General features: G+C 59.3%; 19 protein-coding genes and 1 tRNA gene. 3 read left to right on the forward strand and 17 right to left on the reverse strand.

The genetic code is table 11. The features are described 5' to 3' along the window. Positions 1-10: 10 nt before the first annotated feature. From AB4P90_RS17120 to AB4P90_RS17130, 3 genes are read right to left on the reverse strand one after another with little or no spacing between them, the layout of a single operon-like run. Positions 11-877 carry a carbohydrate ABC transporter permease gene (locus AB4P90_RS17120; RefSeq protein ID WP_005789024.1) on the reverse strand — a complete coding sequence of 289 codons (867 nt, stop codon included), beginning with the start codon at positions 875-877 and terminating at the stop codon, positions 11-13. Further along, positions 874-1971 carry an ABC transporter ATP-binding protein gene (locus AB4P90_RS17125; protein WP_137271232.1) on the reverse strand — a complete coding sequence of 366 codons (1098 nt, stop codon included), beginning with the start codon at positions 1969-1971 and terminating at the stop codon, positions 874-876. Before AB4P90_RS17125 ends, AB4P90_RS17120 begins: the two co-directional genes overlap by 4 nt. Continuing rightward, on the reverse strand, positions 1971-3065 hold the full coding sequence (locus tag AB4P90_RS17130) for an ABC transporter ATP-binding protein (protein ID WP_014718865.1): 1095 nt from the start codon (positions 3063-3065) through the stop codon (positions 1971-1973). The genes AB4P90_RS17125 and AB4P90_RS17130 overlap by 1 nt, the downstream gene beginning before the upstream one ends. 351 nt (positions 3066-3416) lie before the next feature. Between AB4P90_RS17130 and AB4P90_RS17135 the strand changes: the two genes are divergently transcribed. Continuing rightward, positions 3417-5234, forward strand: a complete 1818-nt coding sequence (locus AB4P90_RS17135) for a sigma-54-dependent Fis family transcriptional regulator (protein WP_032902867.1) — start codon at positions 3417-3419, stop codon at positions 5232-5234. Position 5235: 1 nt separating this feature from the next. On the opposite strand, the gene AB4P90_RS17140 is transcribed toward AB4P90_RS17135, so the two are convergent. From AB4P90_RS17140 to AB4P90_RS17165, 6 genes are all read right to left on the reverse strand, one after another. Beyond that, positions 5236-7353 (reverse strand): TonB-dependent receptor family protein, encoded by a 2118-nt coding sequence (locus tag AB4P90_RS17140; RefSeq protein ID WP_395605177.1) that lies wholly within the window; start codon positions 7351-7353, stop codon positions 5236-5238. A 135-nt stretch (positions 7354-7488) separates the two neighbouring features. Continuing rightward, on the reverse strand, positions 7489-7758 hold the full coding sequence (locus AB4P90_RS17145; protein ID WP_019816804.1) for a hypothetical protein: 270 nt from the start codon (positions 7756-7758) through the stop codon (positions 7489-7491). Between the two features lie 133 nt (positions 7759-7891). Then, positions 7892-8632: a hypothetical protein gene (locus AB4P90_RS17150; protein ID WP_395605178.1), complete on the reverse strand. Its 741-nt coding sequence runs from the start codon at positions 8630-8632 to the stop codon at positions 7892-7894. Positions 8633-8826: 194 nt separating this feature from the next. Then, positions 8827-9024, reverse strand: a complete 198-nt coding sequence (locus AB4P90_RS17155; RefSeq protein WP_014718870.1) for a hypothetical protein — start codon at positions 9022-9024, stop codon at positions 8827-8829. A gap of 92 nt (positions 9025-9116) precedes the next feature. Further along, positions 9117-9518 (reverse strand): hypothetical protein, encoded by a 402-nt coding sequence (locus tag AB4P90_RS17160; protein WP_014718871.1) that lies wholly within the window; start codon positions 9516-9518, stop codon positions 9117-9119. A 129-nt stretch (positions 9519-9647) separates the two neighbouring features. Next, positions 9648-10064, reverse strand: a complete 417-nt coding sequence (locus AB4P90_RS17165) for an Ivy family c-type lysozyme inhibitor (RefSeq protein ID WP_014718872.1) — start codon at positions 10062-10064, stop codon at positions 9648-9650. 346 nt (positions 10065-10410) lie between these two features. On the opposite strand from AB4P90_RS17165, the gene AB4P90_RS17170 reads away from it, so the two are divergent. Beyond that, positions 10411-11187: a hypothetical protein gene (locus AB4P90_RS17170; protein WP_019816803.1), complete on the forward strand. Its 777-nt coding sequence runs from the start codon at positions 10411-10413 to the stop codon at positions 11185-11187. 67 nt (positions 11188-11254) lie between these two features. Here AB4P90_RS17170 and AB4P90_RS17175 read toward each other — a convergent pair. Beyond that, positions 11255-11345 (reverse strand) — tRNA-Ser (locus AB4P90_RS17175). A gap of 153 nt (positions 11346-11498) precedes the next feature. On the opposite strand from AB4P90_RS17175, the gene AB4P90_RS17180 reads away from it, so the two are divergent. Next, complete coding sequence (locus AB4P90_RS17180; protein WP_003192030.1) at positions 11499-12170, forward strand: Bax inhibitor-1/YccA family protein; 672 nt, start codon at positions 11499-11501, stop codon at positions 12168-12170. Between the two features lie 69 nt (positions 12171-12239). Here the strand turns inward: AB4P90_RS17180 and murB are convergent, their stop codons facing one another. From murB to AB4P90_RS17215, 7 genes are read right to left on the reverse strand one after another with little or no spacing between them, the layout of a single operon-like run. Further along, positions 12240-13259, reverse strand: coding sequence for a UDP-N-acetylmuramate dehydrogenase (gene murB / locus AB4P90_RS17185; RefSeq protein ID WP_020303087.1), 1020 nt, complete (start codon positions 13257-13259; stop codon positions 12240-12242). Next, a complete protein-coding gene (locus tag AB4P90_RS17190; RefSeq protein ID WP_014718874.1) occupies positions 13256-13720 on the reverse strand; it encodes a low molecular weight protein-tyrosine-phosphatase in 465 nt (154 codons plus the stop codon). The genes murB and AB4P90_RS17190 overlap by 4 nt, the downstream gene beginning before the upstream one ends. Then, entirely contained in the window at positions 13720-14484 is a 765-nt protein-coding gene (kdsB, locus tag AB4P90_RS17195) for a 3-deoxy-manno-octulosonate cytidylyltransferase (RefSeq protein ID WP_038450504.1), read from the reverse strand. Before kdsB ends, AB4P90_RS17190 begins: the two co-directional genes overlap by 1 nt. Further along, positions 14481-14666 (reverse strand): Trm112 family protein, encoded by a 186-nt coding sequence (locus AB4P90_RS17200; RefSeq protein ID WP_003174668.1) that lies wholly within the window; start codon positions 14664-14666, stop codon positions 14481-14483. Before AB4P90_RS17200 ends, kdsB begins: the two co-directional genes overlap by 4 nt. Before the next feature lie 24 nt (positions 14667-14690). Beyond that, positions 14691-15701 carry a tetraacyldisaccharide 4'-kinase gene (lpxK, locus tag AB4P90_RS17205; protein ID WP_122301406.1) on the reverse strand — a complete coding sequence of 337 codons (1011 nt, stop codon included), beginning with the start codon at positions 15699-15701 and terminating at the stop codon, positions 14691-14693. Beyond that, positions 15701-16129: a biopolymer transporter ExbD gene (locus AB4P90_RS17210; RefSeq protein WP_014718877.1), complete on the reverse strand. Its 429-nt coding sequence runs from the start codon at positions 16127-16129 to the stop codon at positions 15701-15703. The genes lpxK and AB4P90_RS17210 overlap by 1 nt, the downstream gene beginning before the upstream one ends. Next, complete coding sequence (locus tag AB4P90_RS17215) at positions 16126-16761, reverse strand: MotA/TolQ/ExbB proton channel family protein (RefSeq protein ID WP_003192043.1); 636 nt, start codon at positions 16759-16761, stop codon at positions 16126-16128. The genes AB4P90_RS17210 and AB4P90_RS17215 overlap by 4 nt, the downstream gene beginning before the upstream one ends. Between the last annotated feature and the right edge of the window lie 74 nt (positions 16762-16835).

Below are 16835 nucleotides of genomic sequence, written 5' to 3' on the forward strand. Positions count from 1 at the left end.
GTTGGCGGCCTCAGCGGTTGGCGTCGGAATGGGTCATGGCGGTGTAGAACAGCCAGGACACCAACAGGATGATCAGGAAGTACACCAGGGAAAACGCCGCCGCCGGGCCCAGGTCGAATTGGCCGACGGCCATCTGGGTAAGCGTCTGACTCAGGAAGGTGGTGGCGTTACCCGGCCCGCCGCCGGTGAGCACGAAGGGTTCGGTGTAGATCATGAAGCTGTCCATGAAGCGCAGCATCACCGCGATCAGCAGCACGCTTTTCATCTTCGGCAACTGGATATGTCGGAACACCGCCCAGGCCGATGCACGATCAATTCGCGCAGCTTGGTAGTACACGTCCGGAATCGCGCGCAAGCCGGAGTAGCACAGCAGCGCCACCAATGAGGTCCAGTGCCACACATCCATCACCAACACGGTGACCCAGGCGTCCATGGTGTTGGCAGCGTAGTTGTAGCTGATGCCCATGGCGTTGAGGGTCGAGCCCAGCAGGCCGATGTCGGCACGGCCAAAAATCTGCCAGATGGTGCCGACCACGTTCCACGGAATCAGCAACGGAATGGCGAGAATGATCAGCACCAGCGAGGACCAGCGGCCCTTGGTGGGCATGGTCAGGGCGATGGCGATGCCCAATGGGATCTCAATCAATAGCACGCAGGCCGAGTAGATGAACTGGCGCAGCAGCGAGTCGTGCAGGCGCGGGTCGAGCAGCACCTGCTTGTACCAGTCGGCCCCGACAAAATAGCGGCTGGACTGGTCGAAAATGTCCTGCACCGAATAGTTGACCACGGTCATCATCGGGATCACCGCACTGAACGCCACCAGCAGGAACACCGGCAACACCAGCCACCAGGCCTTGTTGTTCTGCACCTTGTTCATGGCGCCACCTCCAGCAGGTAATCGTCGGCGTAGAGCATCAGCCATTGCGCGGGGAAGCTGATGGAAGCCTTGCCTTCCGGCACCGGCTTGTCCTCGGCCAGCCGCACCTTGAGGGTGGCGCCGTCGAGGTTGAGGGTCATGATCTTGTAGGTGCCGAGGTCTTCCACATGGACGACGTCGGCTTGCAGGGCGTCAGGGTTGTACTCGTCCCACACGTGGATAAATTCCGGGCGGATACCAACCTGGAGCTTTTTGTAGTCGGTGGCGTTGAGACGTTGCTGCAACGCTTCGGACAGTGGCAACAGGGTAGTGGCGAACCCTACACCGCCAGCCTTGGCCTGCACCTCGATCAGATTCATCCCAGGGCTACCGATGAAATAACCGACAAAGGTGTGGCTGGGCCGCTCGAACAATTCACGCGGCGTACCGAACTGTACGATCTGCCCGCCATACATCACCGCGATCTTGTCGGCGAAGGTGGAGGCTTCCAGTTGATCGTGGGTGACGTAGACCATGGTGATATTGAACTGCTCGTGAATCTGCTTGAGCTTGCGCCGCAGTTTCCACTTCAGGTGCGGGTCGATCACCGTCAGCGGCTCATCAAAGAGAATGGCCGACACGTCATCGCGCACCAGGCCACGGCCCATGGAGACTTTCTGTTTTTCGTCGGCGGTGAGGTTGCGGGCTTTTTTGCTCAGCAGGGTTTGCAAGTCGAGGACTTCGGCGATTTCCTGCACCTTGCTGTGAATTTTCGCTTCAGCCATGCCCTGGTTGCGCAGCGGGAACGCCAGGTTGTCGAACACCGTCATGGTGTCGTACACCACCGGGAACTGGAACACCTGGGCGATATTGCGCTTTTCCGGGGTCAAGTCGTTGACCACTTGGGTATCGAACAGCACCTGGCCTTCGGACGGGCTGAGCAGGCCGGAAATGATATTGAGCAGCGTGGACTTGCCGCAGCCTGACGGCCCGAGCAAGGCGTAGGCACCGCCCTGCTCCCACACATGGTTCATTTCCCGAATGGCGTAGTCTTCTGGCCCTGTAGGCGTAGGGCTGTAGCTATGGGCAAGGTTACGCAAATGGATCTCGGCCATCAGGCAACCCTCGCGACACGGCGCCCGGGGGCCTGGACCAAGCGGCCCTGACCATCGAACACAAACAGTTTATGGGTGGGGATATACACGCGGATCGGCGCGTCGACATCGTATTCATGCACCCCAGGCAGGTGCAGCACCAGCAGGAAGTGCTCACTGCGCACATGCAGGAAGGTTTCCGAGCCGCTGATCTCGGCGACTTCCACGGTCACCGCCAGCTCCAGGTCATCATCGTTGCTAGGCACCAGGCTGATATGGCTGGGGCGCACGCCAAAGCGGAATTCGCCTTCGCCGATAGGACGCAGGTCAACATTGAGTGGGAAATGCACGAAATTGGCGAAGCTCACCTCGTTGCCGCTGATACGCCCTGGCATCAGGTTGATCGGCGGCTCAGAGAACAGTTCAGCGGCGAGGACGGTTTGCGGCTGGTGGTAGACCTCGGCGGCCTTGCCGCTCTGGATTACCCGCCCCTCGTGAAGAATGGTGGTGGTGCCACCCAAGGCCAGGGCTTCGTTGGGCTCGGTGGTGGCATATATCGCGATGGTGTGGCGCGCCTTGAACAGTTCGCGCATTTCCTGGCGCAGCTCTTCGCGCAGTTTGTAGTCCAGGTTGACCAGCGGCTCATCGAACAGAATCAGTTCAGCGTCTTTCACCAGGGCGCGGGCCATGGCGGTGCGTTGCTGCTGGCCACCGGACAATTCCAGGGGGTGACGCTGCAGGAATTTCTCGATGCGCAGCATCTTGGCGGTTTCCAGCACCTTGCTCTGGATCACCTCCTGGGACACACCGGCCTGGCGCAACGGCGAGGCGATGTTCTCGAACACGGTCATGGTCGGGTAGTTGATGAACTGCTGGTAGACCATCGACACATTGCGCAGGCGCACCGGCTTTTGCGTGACATCCACGCCGTTCATCAGGATGCGGCCGCTGTCGGGCTTGTCCAGACCGGCCATCAGGCGCATCAGGCTGGTCTTGCCGGACAGGGTACGACCGAGCAAGACGTTGAAAGAACCGGCTTCGAACCGCAGGTTGGCGTCGTCGATCCAGGTTTGGCCGTCGACAACGCGGGAGACATGTTCCAGGGTCAATGACATGACACGACCTTTTTTATTATTGGAATGAATCTGGTCCGTTGTCAGAGCGAGTTTCGTGCCAAAACCGCAAGCGCTTGATGTGTAAGGAGATGGGTGAATCATGATGTTCAGGAGTGAACAATCCGGCTGAACAACTGAACACTGCCGGGGTTGACAATGAACAGTTGTGAACAACACTTTATGCGCGACGAAGATCAAATGTGGGAGCGGGCTTGCCCGCGATGGCGGTGCATCAGTTTGTAGAGGCTGTGCCTGACCCATTGCCATCGCGGGCAAGCCCGCTCCCACATTGTTCGATGTCTGACGTTAGATGGCGCAAGACCCGACAACAATAATAAAGAAGGTCGCACGATGGCCGAACCCTTGACCCACGACACCCTTATCCAGGAATCCTGGCGCCGTTGCCGCGCCTACGGCCTGGACCACCAGAGCGCCCCCAGCTTTGACCAACTGCCCGCCGAAGGCATTCGCCAACTCCTGGAAAGCCAGCATTCCCTGGTACAGACCACCCACCAGGAAGTGTTGCCCTACTACGAGAACATCCTCAGCAATTCAAACTGCCTGATCATGCTGGCCGACAATCAGGGCCAGGTGCTGACCTCGTGGGGCACCCAGCGGTTTATCGAACCCACGCTGGCCCGTGGCTTCAGCCCCGGCGCCAGCTGGATAGAACGCGCCAGTGGCACCAACGCCATCGGCACCGCACTGGCCTGCGCCCAGGCCGTGCATATTGAACACGATGAACACTTCCTCAAGGCCAACCGCTTCATGACCGGCTCCGCGGCGCCCATTTTCGATGCCCAGCGCGAAATCATCGCCGTGCTGGATGTGTCCAGCGACAGTTACCTGCCGCCCTCCCACACCCTGGGCATGGTCAAGATGATGAGCCAGACCGTGGAGAATCGGCTGATCCTCAACCTGTTTCGCGGCGAACATTTCCAACTGACCTTCAACACCGGCTTGAGCAACCTCGACAGTCAATGGGCCGGCCTGCTGATCTTTGATGAAAGCGGCCAGGTCCTGTCGGCCAATCGGCGTGCGGATAACTTGCTGGGCATCAGCCTCTCGCGGGTGATGATCGACAGCCTGTTCAAGGTGTCGCTGCTGGAGTTGCTCAACCAGCCCGAAGGGTTGCCGTTTGCGTTGCAGGCGGCGGGACGCAATCGGTTCCAGTGCCTGTTGAAGCGGCCCAAGCAGATGCCGGTGCAGGCGCGGGTGTTCAACCAACCGCCGCCGCCAGCGCCGACCGCGATCAACCTCCAGACCCTGCATTTTGGCGATGTGCGCGTGGAGAAAGCCGTGCGCCAGGCCGAGCGCCTGCTGGAAAAGGACATTCCATTGTTGATTCACGGTGAGACCGGCGTGGGCAAAGAAGTATTCGTCAAAGCCCTGCACCAGGCCAGTTCCCGCAGCCGACAGGCGTTGATCGCAGTGAACTGTGCGGCGATTCCCGCAGAGCTGGTGGAATCGGAACTGTTCGGCTACGAAAAAGGCGCCTTCACCGGCGCCAACCAAAAAGGCAGCATTGGCCTGATTCGCAAGGCGGACAAGGGCACGCTGTTTCTCGACGAGATCGGCGATATGCCGTTGCCGACCCAGGCCCGCCTGTTGCGGGTGTTGCAGGAGCGCTGTGTGCAACCGGTGGGCAGCAGCGAGGTGTTCCCGGTGGATTTGCGCATCATCTCGGCGACCAACCGTGCATTGCGCGAGCTGGTGCAGGCCGGGCGCTTTCGCGAGGACTTGTACTACCGCATCGGCGGCCTGACCCTGGAATTGCCGCCGTTGCGCGAGCGTACCGACAAGCAGGCGCTGTTCCAGCAACTGTGGCAGCAACACCGCGAGCCGAACCAGTGGGCCGGGCTGAGTGCCGAGGTGCTGAGGTTATTTGAGCAGCATCCGTGGCCGGGCAATTTGCGTCAGGTGAGCAGCGTGTTGCAGGTGGCGCTGGCGATGGCCGAGGAGCAGCCGATTCGCGCGGAACACCTGCCCGATGATTTTTTTGTGGATTTGCAGGCGACGGTGCCGCAGTCCAAACCTGAGCACCTGGATGAACGCCTCGACCTGAGCCAACGCCTGGAAGCCGTGGGCGGGAATATCTCCCACCTGGCGCGAGAGCTGGGGGTGAGTCGCAACACCCTGTACAAGCGACTGCGCCAGCACGAAGGCTGATTTAACGCCAACTCCAGGAAACGCCGGTGTAAATACCCCGCCCATCCGCCGGGGTGGAGCGCGCCGCGTCCATCCCTTTGTCGTCATAACCCGGCGTGACGGTGTTGGCATAACGGCGGTTGGTCAGGTTGCGCAGGTCGACCCAGGCTTGCCAGTCGTGTTTGGGCGCGTCATAGCCGAACGTGGCGCCGAGGGTGGTGGAGGCCGCCGCATAGTAGGAATTGGCGTAGTCCACCGCTACCCGTGATGCATGCTCGGTGTTGAGGCTGGTGTAGAAACCCGTCGGGTGGCTGTAGCGCAGTTGCGCCTGGTAATAGTGCTTGGGAATGCCGGGCAAGGTGTTGTCGCCGAAACGCTCGTCGTCGCGGTAGTGGAAGTCGCTGAAGGTGTAGGCCTGGCGTAGGTCGAGCTTACCGCTGCCACCGCCGTCCCACAGCGGGCTGAGCAGGCTCAGCTCCACGCCCTGGTGCACGGTGGGGCTGGCGTTGGATTCGGCGATGATCGCGTTGCTGGTGGCAGTCTGGGCCTGGGTCTCTACAGAAAGCAGCTCGTGGCGAACTTCCGAGCGATAGAGCGCCAGGTCCCATTGGCCGAGCCAGGCTTCACCGCGCCCGCCGATTTCCAGGGTGGTGGCGGTCTGATTACGCAGCTTCACGCCTTCGCGCTGCAACCCCGTGGCCGCCCCACTGCCCGGGCCAAAGTATTTGTTCGAGCCCCAGATCATCGACCACGCATGCGGGGGCTCTACCGAGCGGCTCAGGTTGCCGTAGACCTGCAACTGCGGGGTGAAGTCGTAACGCAGGCCAATGCGCGGCGCATAATCCCAATCATGCTGACTGAGCGGTGCCTGCCCGTCAGGGTAAGTGACCTGGGTTTCGCGGCGCGTGTAGATGGCGGCGAGGCCGGTGGTCAGCCACAGATCCTCCAGCAATTCCAGCTCGTTGCCTACATGCAGCACGGTATCGGAACCCAGGTAACTGTAGTCGCGGGTCTTGGTGCCGGGGGCGTAGATTGCGGTCTTGCCCGCCGGGATGCGCACATATTCCGAAGCGCCATTATTGGGCATCGCCTGGGTGGTGCGCAGACCGAAGGTGGTTTTGCTGGCATGGCCGAACAGGTTGTCCTGACGGATGTAGTTCAGGGTGCCGCTGATATCGGTGTAGGCGACCTTGAGGCGGTTGGTGCCCTCGCGCAGATCCATCGGGTAATCGTGATAGGCCAGCCCGACTTCGATTCTTGATGCGTCATCGAGTTGCAAGGTGGTCTTGTTGGCGATCCAGGTAGAGCCCGGTTGCAGGCGTTTTGAATCGCGGGCGGCGTTGAGGCTGTTGGCGGCACGCGGATCATGGCTGATCTGGTCACGCGTGAGTCTGCCGGGAGAATCGTTGGTGGTTTCGCGATAACGCAAGTAGAAGCGCGTTTCCAGGTCCGGGTTAAAGCGATAGCCAAAGTTGGCGGCGATGCCCTTGCCGGTACCAGCGCTCTGGTGCTGATAACCGTCGGACTCCGAATCGGTGAGGCTGATGTAATAGTCGGCGTCCCCCAGCACCTGCCCGGAACTGACTTCGCGTTGGGCATAGCCGCGACTGCCGACCTCATAGCGCACTTGCAGCTTGGGCGCGTCCAAGCCGGTGCGGGTAACGTAGTTGACCGCACCGCCCAAGGCCAATGCACCCTGATCGAACCCGTTGGCGCCACGCAGCACCTCTACCCGGCTTTGCCACAGCGGGTCCTTGAGCTCATAGGGCGTGCCGCCTGGGCCGGTAAGCGGCAGGCCGTCGAACATTTCATACAGGCCGGAGGCATGGGCACCGGGGGCGCGGTTCAGGCCCGAGCCACGAATGGACACCTTCACCCCTTCGTTATTGGCCGCCTTGGCGTAAACACCAGCCTGGTACTTGAAGACATCCTCGTTGGTGCTGACCCGTCCCTGTTGCACGCTGTCCATATCGATGTAATTGGTGCCGCCGGGCACGCTTTTGAGCTGCGCCTGGGCGATTTCTGCGGCACTGGCCTCAGCCGTAGTGACTTCAACCGGCGCCAATTGCAGGCCTTCGGCCTGTACCAGCGAACTGAGGGTCAAGGCGGCAAAAATAAACGGGGGGTGGCGCAGCAGCATTGGGAGCAGGTCCTTGGAATCCGGGAACGTGCCGGGCCGAGCCCACCACGCGAACAGTGATGGGAAGGCAGGTATGCCCCTCGAGTCACTCCTTAATGACGGACAGGGGCGTATCAAAAACAGGGGTGAATCAGTTTAACCATCGGCAGTTGCCAATGTCCGCATCAGATCATCTGCATCCGACCCCGGCGGAAAGCGAAAGCCATACATTTCGTCAGTGGCGAGAATCGCCCCCAAGGTGTCGCGCAACTGGTCTTCCGTGGGCGAGTCACGCAATAACTTATGCGCCGGCAGCAATAACTCGGCAGACACGCCCTGGGCGGTCGCGGCGTCAATTACCGCATAGAGGATAAACCGCAAGCGTATTTCGCGATCCGTGGGCCAAACCGTTTTTCGTTTACCCAAGGGAGGGCCTCGTGTTTAAGAAAAATCCGAGGCTATTGCCCGCAGGCCAGCCTTTCAAGCCGCCGGAGACAAGATAGGCCGCTTCCTACAGCGGAAAGGGAAACACCGCACCGATTGGTCGATGCGATGGGCCTTACTGCACCGGCAGGAAATTCATCAGCAACAGGCTTTGTGCGTAATTGAGGCCAATGCGCCGGTAGCGCTCATCGAGGATTTGCGTCAGCAGGTCCAACCGCGCGACGATCTTGCCGAACTCAACGGCAAAACTGAGGTTACTGCCCTCCTCCGAGATTTCGTTGGAAAATAACAGCAACACGCCGTTGGCATCCTGACGCTGGCTGAGCAGCCAGGTGGCCTTTTCGATATTGCGCGCGGCATTGCTGACAAACTGCGGGTTGATCGAGTCGGTCACATAGAACTGCGTGCGCCCGCCGTGAGCGGTCACGAGCATGCTGCCTATCGCATAGATAAAGGCGCCCACCCGGTCACCACGAAAGTCGGGACTCAGGGAGTAACTCAGGGCAGCCAAGTCACGCCTGTCGCCGAGTGCGGGCAAGGGTTGGCGATTTTCGATGGCCTGGCGGATTTGTCGGGCGGCGGTCACCGCATCCGGGTAGCCCGACTGACGCCACTGGCTGGGGTTACGCAGGTAGAGCTTGCTCATCAGCAGATAGAGGCTCTGCAGGTTCTCACGCATGCCCAGGGTAGCCATGCGGTCGACGCTGGTCTGGAAGAACTCATCGGGCTTGCCGTCGCTGAACTGCCTGGCGATATCGCGGCCCTGTTGTTGGCTGCAACCCACTGCACACAGCGCGAACATCGCAGCCAGCAACAGCGGCCATCGGGTGGTAAAAATCGTAAACGTTCGATCCATCGGCACCGGGTCTGATTCTGTGGGCCGCACGCGGGAGTCGGGTGGCCGGGACAGAGGTAGATCAGCAAAATGGAAAAAAGTGCAGCGGTGCGGGTCGGATCAGCATCGGCTTACAGCCACAAGGAGGTGAACGAGACCAAGGGGGCCAGCAGACAATGCCCGGCACAGGGCCGGGCTCTTTGGCCTGAACGCCTTCAGGTCTTGGGATGCTCAGTAGCTACTGAATCGGCCGCATCTACATCCGACATATCTTCTTCAAGAGGCGCCTCGTCATCCGGCGGCAGCGGGATATTGTCCTCGTCACGCCGCGGGTCATGGCCGGTCTCGTTATCGGTGCCCCGGGTAACCGCTTGCTGGGAAATGTTGCCTGGGGCTTTCTCGTTGATTTCCATGCTGGCACTCCGTTTATAGGCTCGGGATATCCGCGCTTAGGATTGAGAGGCTGCATCGGGATTGAGAGTGCCGGGCGTTAGACGAATGGCGTTTAGTAGGCAGTCGGGGTGAAAGAAAAACTGCTGCCGTGCTGAGAAATTCTGCGGCGAACAAGGTCTCCCGGCTTCATATCAATTTCTGATTCGATGATTCTTGAGGTGCCGAAAAGCATGTATTTCGAGACACCAAGAATATGCTTGCCAGGGGCCAGCCCAAACCTGGCAACCTCCCCAGGGTGAAACTCGGCAGCCGGTTTTCCATCAATATGCAAAATAAAACGGACTTCAGCTCCGTAGATGCCCGAGTCTCTAGTCACCACCAACTGAGCCGCGTTCTTTTCCGTAAAGGCATACATTCTTGTGGATGGCACAGGGTCTGCGATGTCGGCAGATATAGGCGATGTGGAGCACCCACCAAGAGCAGCAAGCAGTAATGCTCCGATTAAGCCTCGCATATCGTTCCCTCAAAAAATTTGTGCGACTTTAACATCCACGATAACCATAACAAGCTGGCTGTTCGCTATGTCTTATCTGATGGTCGTTCTCCCCACCCACCGTTTGCCGCAGCAGAGCGACACCGGTCATCAATCTTCGGGATTGTTGTCAGCAAACGACTTATTCAGTAGGCCCTGAACGACACTGTCGGGATCACCCAGTAATTGCTTACTGAATGCCTCTCCCTCGGCTGGACGCGTCGCGAGTAGCCCCCAGGACTTTGTTCCATCTGCGTTAAAGACCACTATTAGCTGATTGTCTGCACAATCATGTGCCTTGCACATGTGGCCTACCGTAAAGCGCTTACCATCCGCCGAAACCGTCTCGACTGGCGACGCTGTGCCCTGAGCTTTACTGACCCAGTCCGGATAACTGAGCATCTCTGCGTAGGCTTTTTTGTAAGGCGCTTTGCTGGCAATCTCGGGCAGATATTGCTCAGCCCAAACGCCTTCAGAGACTAGCATCATGGAGGCACCCGCCAGCATCGAAAGGCTCAGTATTTTCATTCGAATGACTCCATCTCGCTGACTTTTCAGCCGCTTTCGCAGGTTGCACTTAAACATCGGTATGAAAGCTGGGACAGGGCACTGTTTTAGAAGTTTCGACGTTCACCTAACAAACAAGCTTGAAATCATGAGGCAGGCCATGGCTGCCGTGGAGAGGAATAAATCAGTCAAGCTAAAAGCTCCGTACTGTGCTTAGTAATGAATACGCAGTGCGAGGGCACGTGCACGATGACAGCTCCATACGGATCCAGTAAGACAGCATAGTCTTGTAGAAAAAGTGCTGTGATGACGGCGGTCATTTGCTTCGTGTACTTTCGACCCTCGACTTCACTTACGGATGAGTATCATGAATGACGATTTGAAGCAGTCAGGCTCTACGACTACATCACAAGCCACCACCTCTCTAGAGCAGGTCAAAACCGGCAGGGTCCTGGATTTTACCTGGGCGCCAAACGCCAACACCACGACCACCATCGTCTCGGCAGACTTTGTCGACTACAAGGTCGATACTGCCCAGGGCAGCCCCACTGGCGACAGCCATTCCATTGCACGATTTACCTATGTCCAGGGCAAAGGCGGTGGCCAGATCAGCCAGCTCTTTCTGGAAGAAATGCGTGCCGGTGTACGTGCCAATACCCAGATCGGGTTGATGGTAGGACGCAAATGGGTTCTGGACCCCAATGGGGAAGTTTCCGGCAGCATTGGTACATACGTGGTTGAGCAATTCGACGACATGCGCGCCAGTGTGAATTATGTCGGCTCCTTCGCCCGGGTCTTCGCTGATCCGAGAATGGTCAGTTACCACGCTGGCGGACATGTGCACACCAATGTTTCTATCACCGGCAGCAGGCCCTTGACCATGTCGGATTCAGGCAAGTCGATGCTGGTCATCAGCGATACAGATGTCACGCTGACAATCGGTGATGATGTGATTGAAGGGTTCAAGGTGAATCTAATCCAGGCAGCCGCCGGCAAGATCAACATTGCCGTATCCAGCAGCCACGTGATCTACAGCAACGCTGGAAGCCGCACGCACACGCTCAATCCACTGGATGAGCTGGAAGTCAGTACCTTCCCATTCGGGCCGGTGTTCCTGGCCTTTCGAGTTAGACCAACTGCCTAAATAGCCCGGTATAACCAAACCCCAGAAACGCAAAAGCCCCGCTTTCGCGAGGCTTTCGTTTAAATCTTGGCGGGAAACCAGGGATTCGAACCCTGGAGACGCTATTAACGTCCGCCGGTTTTCAAGACCGGTGCATTCAACCACTCTGCCAATTTCCCTTGTGCATCACAGGATTATAGTAGCCCATCCCCGTGTCAGCGGGCGCCATAATACCCGAATGAAACACACTGTCAAACTCTCTGCATCGCTTGTTACAAGGCGTCTGTTATGATCTTTGCGACTGAACGTTTCAAAACTGAAGGAGTGTCGCCATGCGCGAACAGAATTACGCAGTGAATGGCAACGCGCAGGCTGAGCAGCTTGAAGTCAGCCGCGTGTTGCGCAACACCTACGGCTTGCTCGCCCTTACCCTCGCATTCAGCGGCGTGATGGCTTACGTGGCCCAGCAGATGCGCGTCGGCTACCCGAATATCTTTGTCGTGTTGATCGGCTTCTACGGTCTGTTCTTCCTGACCAACAAGCTGCGTGACTCGGCCTGGGGCCTGGTGTCGGCGTTTGCCTTGACCGGTTTCATGGGTTTCATCCTCGGCCCGATCCTCAACCGTTACCTGGGCATGGCCGGCGGTGCTGAAGTGGTCAGTTCGGCGTTTGCCATGACCGCCCTGGTGTTTGGTGGTCTGTCGGCCTACGTGCTGATCAGCCGTAAGGACATGAGCTTCCTGGGTGGTTTCATCACCGCAGGCTTCTTCGTGCTGCTGGCGGCGGTGGTGGCCAGCATGTTCTTCCAGATCAGCGGCCTGCAATTGGCGATCAGCGCGGGTTTTGTGCTGTTTTCCTCGGTGTGCATCCTGTTCCAGACCAGCGCCATCATCCACGGCGGTGAGCGTAACTACATCATGGCGACCATCAGCCTGTATGTGTCGATCTACAACCTGTTCATCAGCCTGTTGCAGATCTTCGGCATCATGAGCCGCGACGACTGATCAGCCAACGCAATAAAAAATGCCCCGTATCGCGAGATACGGGGCATTTTCATTTTCAGGCCCGATAGCTCAGTACTGATTGGGTTCCATTTCCAGCTCGACCTTGAAGCGCTTGAAGATATCTTGCTGGATGCGTAGCGCCAGCTGGGCAATCTCCTGCCCGGTGGCGGTGCCGTAGTTGACCAGCACCAGCGCTTGCAGCTTGTGCACGCCCGCATCGCCCTCCCGGAACCCCTTCCAACCGGCTTTGTCGATCAGCCAGCCGGCGGCGAGTTTCATTTGGCCGTCGGCCTGAGGGTAGGCCACCAGGTCCGGATACTGGCGTTGCAGCTCAACAGCCAAGGCTTGGGGTACCAGCGGATTCTTGAAGAAGCTGCCCGCATTGCCCAGCTCTGCCGGGTCTGGCAGTTTCTCGCGGCGAATGCTGCAGATCGCGCGGCTCACATCGCTTGGCGTGGCGTGGATGATGCCCTGCGCGGTCAGGCGCTGTTGCACCGGGCCGTAGTCGAGTGTCAGGTGACTGGCGCGGCTAAGGGCAAAGCGTACCCGCAGGATCAGCCAGCGCCCGACTTCGTGCTTGAACAGGCTGTCACGGTAGGCAAAGTTGCATTCGTCCAGGCTGAAGTCCCGCAGTTCGCCCGTCTGGCGATCCAGGGCGGTGAGGCCGGCAAACACATCCTTGATCTCTACGCCATAGGCACCGATGTTCTGCATCGGCGCGGCGCCGACAGTGCCCGGGATCAGGCTGAGGTTTTCCAGGCCGCAGAAGCCGTGCTCAAGCGTCCACAGCACAAACGGATGCCAGGCTTCGCCCGCTTCGGCTTCGACCACCACGCGCGTGCCATCGTCGCTCAGCACGCGAATGCCTTGTGTCGCCATACGCAACACCAGCGCCGGAACATCCTGGGTCAACAGCAAATTGCTGCCGCCTCCAATCACCAGCAACGGCACCGCCTGTGCGGCGGCATAGGCGATGGCCGCGCGCACGTCAGCATCACTGTGGGCCTCGGCAAATAATTGCGCGCTCACATCGATGCCAAAGCTGTTGAATGGCTTGAGCGATACCTGCGCACGCACTTGCAAGGTCATAACCGCCCCTTCAATTCGATCACCAATAAGTCACAGGCGCGCTCGATCAGGTCCAGGACCCGTTCGAAACCTTGCTCACCTTCATAGTAAGGGTCTGGCACCTCGTCCACTTCGCCATCAAAGCGACGCAGGAATAAATCCAGCTCCGCCTTGCCCTGCCCCGGCTGCATGGCCTTGAGGTTGCGCAGGTTGCTGCTGTCCATGGCCAGGATCAGGTCATAGCGGGCAAAGTCCGCGCGGGAAACCTGCTGGGCACGCTGGCTCGACAAATCATAACCTCGCGCCAGCGCCGCCCGTTGGCTGCGCTGGTCCGGCGGGTTGCCGACATGCCATTCCCCGGTGCCAGCAGACGCCACCTCAATCTGGCCAGCCAAGCCTGCTTCACGCAACTTATGGCGCAAGATACCTTCAGCAGTTGGCGAGCGGCAGATATTGCCCAGGCATACAAACAGAACTTCCATCAGGCGCCCAGCAGGCGACGGACGCGTTCGAGGTCTTCCTGGGTGTCGACACCGGCTGGCGGTGCTTCCAACGCATCGCCCACGTGGATACGCACGCCGTGCCAGAGGGCACGCAGTTGCTCCAGGGACTCGGTGTTTTCCAGCCAGCACGGGCCCCAGCTGACGAAGTCGTGCAGGAAACCGGCGCGGTAGGCATAGATGCCGATATGGCGGCGATATGGCACGCCCTCCGGCAACACGTCGCGATTCTTGGCAAAGGCATCCCGCGCCCACGGCAAGGTGGAGCGACTGAACGTCAGTGCCAGGCCGTTGATGTCGCTGACCACTTTCACCACATTCGGGTTGAACAGCGTCTCGATGTCTTCGATCGGTTCGGCCAGGGTCGCCATACGCGCCTCGCCATGGGCCGCGAGGTTGGCAGCGACCTGATCGATGACACTCGGCGGTATCAATGGCTCGTCACCCTGCACATTCACTACGATCGCGTCGGGTGCCAGACTCAGCTGAGTGGCGACTTCGGCCAGGCGATCAGTACCGGAGTTATGGTCTTCGCGGGTCAGGACCGCTTCGGCACCAAAACCTTTGCACGCCTCGATGATGCGCGGGTCGTCGGTGGCCACCACCACCCGTTCGGCGCTGCTCTTGCACGCTTGTTCCCACACCAGCTGGATCATCGGCTTGGTGCCGATCATTTGCAGCGGCTTGCCCGGCAGGCGCGTCGAGGCATAGCGCGAGGGAATGACAACGGTAAAGGCGGTGGTCATTTATCCAGGCGCTCATCGGTGGTCAGAGTACGGGCTTCGCTTTCGAGCATGACCGGGATGCCGTCACGGATAGGGTAAGCCAGGCCGGCACCTTTGCTGATCAGCTCGGTTTTGTCGGCGCTGAGCTTGAGCGGGCCTTTGCAGATCGGGCAAGCGAGGATATCGAGCAGTTTGGTGTCCATGAGTGTTTCCTGGAAAGAAGCGTTTTAAGGCAAGAGACGGTTGGGCAGCAGACGCATCAGCTGCATGTCGAACCAGGCGACGAACGCCGGCGACGGTACCGCATCCACCGCAAGGTACCACCAGTCGGGCTGGGCAAAGGCGCGGCACTTCACCGCGTCCTTTTCGGTCATGACCAGCGGCAATGACGGGGTAAAATTCAAGACCTCGGCGCTGTAGGGCGCGTGGTCGGCAAAAGCATGGGGTAGCGGCTGCCAGTGTAGCGTTTCAAGGGTATTGAAGAAACGTTGCGGGTTACCTATGCCGGCCACCGCATGCACCTGCTGGCCCTGCGCAAAGTAGGTGACCGGCTGGCGCTCGCCGCTGTGCAGGTTGACCAGCGCTGTGGGCAGCAGGCGAAAGGCAAAGCCATCTTCACGGTCCGAAACGGCACCGTTATAAAGTACCCCGTCCACACTCTTCAGGCGATCCACCGGTTCACGCAACGGCCCGGCTGGTAGGCACCGGCGGTTGCCGAGGCCGCGAGCGGCATCGATCAGCACCAGTTCAAGATCGCGAGCCAGGCGGTAATGCTGCAGGCCGTCATCGGAGAGAATCAGGTCCAGGGGCTCACTGGCCAGCAGTGCCTTTACCGCACGACTGCGATCAGGATCGATCATCAGCGGTACACCGCTGCGCTGCACGATCAGCAAGGGTTCATCACCGGCCACCTCGGCACTGTGGCCGGCCTCCACACGCCACGGCAGCTGCGGCGGCCTGGCACCGTAGCCTCGACTGACCACTCCTACGCGCAAACCGCTGCGGCGGCAGTGCTCGATCAACCACAAGATCAACGGCGTCTTGCCGGTGCCCCCCACCGTAATATTGCCCACCACGATCACTGGCACAGACGACTGATAAATCTCGCCCTCGCCCGCCACGAAGCGCGCACGCTTACGTTGAACCACACGGCGATACAACGATTCCAGCGGTCGCAGCAACATTAGTGCTGGATGACCTTCGTACCATGCCTTGAGTAAACGGTCGGAGATGGCCATCAGGGCGGGCTCGCCGCCTCGACAGTGGTCATGCGCAAATGGCTGAAACCGAGCTTGCCGGCAGCGTCCATGGCGGTGATCACGGCCTGGTGTGGGGTTTTGCCATCGGCGCTGATGGACAGCGGCAACTGGGTGTCGCCACCAGACTCCTTCTGCAACGCCTCCATCAGGCTGGCAAGGTCATTTTTCTCCAGCAACTGGTTATTCACCGAAAACACCCCTTCGGCGCTGATAGCGATGTCCAGCTGCTTGACTTGCTGGTCTTCGGCAGGCGAGCCACTCACCGCTTCAGGCAGGTCGACACGCAGCTGGGTTTCCCGGGTGAAGGTGGTGGTCACGACAAAGAACAGCAGCAGGATAAACACCACGTCGATCAACGACGCGAGATTGATATCAACATTTTCCCGTTGCTTACGGCGAAATTTCACGCTTTGCCCTCGACCAGGTCTACATCACGGTCGCCCTGCACCACTTCTACCAGCTTGATGGCTTCCTGTTCCATACCGACCACCAGCTCATCAATGCGCCGCTGCAGGAAACGGTGGAAAAACACCGAAGGGATACCCACCATCAAGCCCGCAGCAGTGGTGATCAGGGCCTTGGAAATGCCCCCGGCCAATACCGACGCGTTGGTGGTCATGCCCGAGCCCGTGAACGCACTGAAGATATCGATCATGCCCAATACCGTGCCGAGCAAACCCAGCAACGGCGCCATGGCGGCGATAGTGCCGAGGGCGTTGATGTAGCGCTCCAGTTCATGAATAACCCGGGCGGCCGCCTCTTCGATGCACTCCTTCATGATCTCGCGACCATGCTTGGAATTGGCCAGGCCGGCGGCGAGGATTTCACCCAGTGGCGAATTGGCACGCAGCTCTTTGAGCTTTTGCTTGTCGAGCTGCTTGTTCTTGATCCAGCCCCAGACCTGCCCCAGCAAGTGCTCGGGGGTGACGCGACTGGCGCGCAGGGTCCACAGGCGTTCGGCGACGATGCCGAGTGCGACGATGGAGCTCAGAATGATCGGCAACATCATCCAGCCGCCGGATTTGACCAATTCCCACACAGTGAATGTCCCCTCGAAAAAGTGCGCCACTTTACCATATAGGGTCAACAGAAGGGTTCACCGGCTACAGGTCC

Source organism: Pseudomonas sp. B16120 (assembly GCF_044218845.1).
Taxonomy (GTDB): domain Bacteria; phylum Pseudomonadota; class Gammaproteobacteria; order Pseudomonadales; family Pseudomonadaceae; genus Aquipseudomonas; species Aquipseudomonas paracarnis.

Bases quoted from the DNA above. Each gene is read 5' to 3' on its own strand.
- AB4P90_RS17200 (WP_003174668.1), bottom strand. From the start codon at position 14,666: ATGGACACCAAACTGCTCGATATCCTCGCTTGCCCGATCTGCAAAGGC.
- AB4P90_RS17165 (WP_014718872.1), bottom strand. From the start codon at position 10,064: ATGAAAATACTGAGCCTTTCGATGCTGGCGGGTGCCTCCATGATGCTA.
- AB4P90_RS17170 (WP_019816803.1), top strand. From the start codon at position 10,411: ATGAATGACGATTTGAAGCAGTCAGGCTCTACGACTACATCACAAGCC.
- kdsB (WP_038450504.1), bottom strand. From the start codon at position 14,484: ATGACCACCGCCTTTACCGTTGTCATTCCCTCGCGCTATGCCTCGACG.
- AB4P90_RS17160 (WP_014718871.1), bottom strand. From the start codon at position 9,518: ATGCGAGGCTTAATCGGAGCATTACTGCTTGCTGCTCTTGGTGGGTGC.
- AB4P90_RS17120 (WP_005789024.1), bottom strand. From the start codon at position 877: ATGAACAAGGTGCAGAACAACAAGGCCTGGTGGCTGGTGTTGCCGGTG.
- AB4P90_RS17190 (WP_014718874.1), bottom strand. From the start codon at position 13,720: ATGGAAGTTCTGTTTGTATGCCTGGGCAATATCTGCCGCTCGCCAACT.
- lpxK (WP_122301406.1), bottom strand. From the start codon at position 15,701: ATGGCCATCTCCGACCGTTTACTCAAGGCATGGTACGAAGGTCATCCA.
- AB4P90_RS17140 (WP_395605177.1), bottom strand. From the start codon at position 7,353: ATGCTGCTGCGCCACCCCCCGTTTATTTTTGCCGCCTTGACCCTCAGT.
- AB4P90_RS17130 (WP_014718865.1), bottom strand. From the start codon at position 3,065: ATGTCATTGACCCTGGAACATGTCTCCCGCGTTGTCGACGGCCAAACC.
- AB4P90_RS17180 (WP_003192030.1), top strand. From the start codon at position 11,499: ATGCGCGAACAGAATTACGCAGTGAATGGCAACGCGCAGGCTGAGCAG.
- AB4P90_RS17155 (WP_014718870.1), bottom strand. From the start codon at position 9,024: ATGGAAATCAACGAGAAAGCCCCAGGCAACATTTCCCAGCAAGCGGTT.
- AB4P90_RS17125 (WP_137271232.1), bottom strand. From the start codon at position 1,971: ATGGCCGAGATCCATTTGCGTAACCTTGCCCATAGCTACAGCCCTACG.
- AB4P90_RS17150 (WP_395605178.1), bottom strand. From the start codon at position 8,632: ATGGATCGAACGTTTACGATTTTTACCACCCGATGGCCGCTGTTGCTG.
- murB (WP_020303087.1), bottom strand. From the start codon at position 13,259: ATGACCTTGCAAGTGCGTGCGCAGGTATCGCTCAAGCCATTCAACAGC.
- AB4P90_RS17135 (WP_032902867.1), top strand. From the start codon at position 3,417: ATGGCCGAACCCTTGACCCACGACACCCTTATCCAGGAATCCTGGCGC.